Here is a 1,742-nt window from a genome sequence, read left to right as displayed (position 1 = left end):
GCCGCCGTTTTTTTGTCTTGTTATTCTTGTTCATTGAGCAGGCGGCTGATGCTGCCGGTGATCTGCTTGACCGTCAGCTGGTTGCGCACCAGGATCTGCTCGTAGCTCTGGTCGACGTCGGTGTATTCGCGCTTTTCCCCGAAATTCTTGACCAGGACCGGCCGGTCGGCCAGATAGCTGGCGACCTTTTGGCCAAAGCCGCCGTCAAGGACGTTGTCTTCCAGGGTGACGATGACCTGGTAGTGCCGGGCCAGGTGGTCCAGGCAGTCAGTATCCAAAACGTTGGCTGCCAATGGGTCATAAAGGCTGGCATCCAGGGCTTCAGCTACTTCCCTGCCCATCTTCTGCATGTCGCCCAGGGCCAGGATGGCCGTCTGCTTGCCAGCGCGGCGCTTTTGGTAGTGGATGTGCCGGTAGCCTTCAAGAACCGGGCCTTCGGCTGGAACCGGGCGGACCGGCAGCTTGATGGCCACCGGGCCGTCTTTTTGCTCCAGGGCCCAGTTGATCATGGCTTTTTCTTCAGCCAGGCTGCTTGGGGCCAGGTACTTCCAGTTTGGCAGATTGCTGATCATGACCTGGTCAAAAACGCCCACGTGGGTCTTTGAGTTGGCGGAAATGCCGCCGCCGGCAACGATCATCACCACCGGAAGCTGGTTGGCGGCAACGTCGTGGCTGAGCTGGTCAAAGGCCCGCTGCAGGAAGGTTGAGTTCTCAAACAGGACCGGCCGGCCGCCGGCCTTGGCAAAGCCAGCCGCGAAGGCAACGGAATCCTGTTCGGCAATGCCGACGTCGGTGTAGTGGTCCGGGTAGGCCTTCTTGAAGGAATCCAGGCCAAATACGCCAGGAATGGCCGCGGTGATGGCCATGATGCTGTTTTTGCCGGCGTCGATGGCTTCAGCCACCGTGTTAACGGCCACCTGGGCCGCAGACGGGCCAGCGGCCGGGGCGGCTTTAGGCGAGTCGTCCGTGAGGTTGAAGGGCCTTACCCAGTGGTGTCCTTCCTCATCGCGGATGGCTGGCTCATAGCCCTTGCCCTTCAAGGTGTTGACGTGCAGCACCAGCGGGTGGTCAACGTCCCTAATTTCCTGAAAGGCCTTGATCATGCTTTCCAGATCGTTGCCGTCAGCCACGTAGCGGTAGTCAAAGCCGAAGGCCTTGAAGGGGTTCTCCGGGTCCTGCCCCTGGCTGGCGCGCAATTTGGCCAGTGCCGTGGTCAGGCCGCCGACGTTCTTGTCGATGGACCACTGGTTGTCGTTGACGACGATGACCAGGTTGCCCTTTTCCATGGCGGCATTGTTCAAGCCTTCGTAGGCCATCCCGCCGGTCAGGGAGCCGTCGCCGATGACGGCCATGATTTTCTCGCTGCCGCCCAGCAGGTCTCTGGCCTTGGCCATCCCGGTTGCCAGAGAAACCGAAGTTGAAGTGTGGCCGATGGCGTAGTAGTCATAGGGACTCTCATCAGGGTTGGTGTAAGGCGTCACCTTGTCGTAGGCTTCCGGGTCAAGCCAGGCATAGGCCCGCCCGGTCAGCATCTTGTGCGGGTAGGTCTGGTGGGAGACGTCCCAGACGATCTTGTCGGTCGGGGCGCTGAAAACATAGTGGTAGGCGATCGTCAATTCAACGATCCCCAGGTCCGGTCCCAGGTGGCCGCCGACAGCGGCGTCTTTTTCAATGATCAGCTGGCGGATTTCCGCGGCCAGCTGGGTCATTTCCTCTAAGTTGAGCACCTTCAAGTCGGCTGG

1 protein-coding gene is annotated in these 1,742 nt (G+C 60.3%); it reads right to left on the bottom strand.

Annotated features, from left to right (window positions below; translation table 11 throughout):
* Positions 1-20: 20 nt before the first annotated feature.
* Positions 21-1,742, bottom strand: a 1,722-nt coding sequence (locus tag lacNas_RS10920) for a 1-deoxy-D-xylulose-5-phosphate synthase (protein ID WP_201346863.1), incomplete at its 5' end; no start/stop codon positions are given.

It is taken from the genome of Lactobacillus nasalidis (genome assembly GCF_016587775.1).
GTDB classification, from domain to species: Bacteria; Bacillota; Bacilli; order Lactobacillales; family Lactobacillaceae; genus Lactobacillus; species Lactobacillus nasalidis.
Note: the sequence above shows the minus strand (reverse complement) of the source record. Positions and strands in the feature narration are given on the sequence as shown.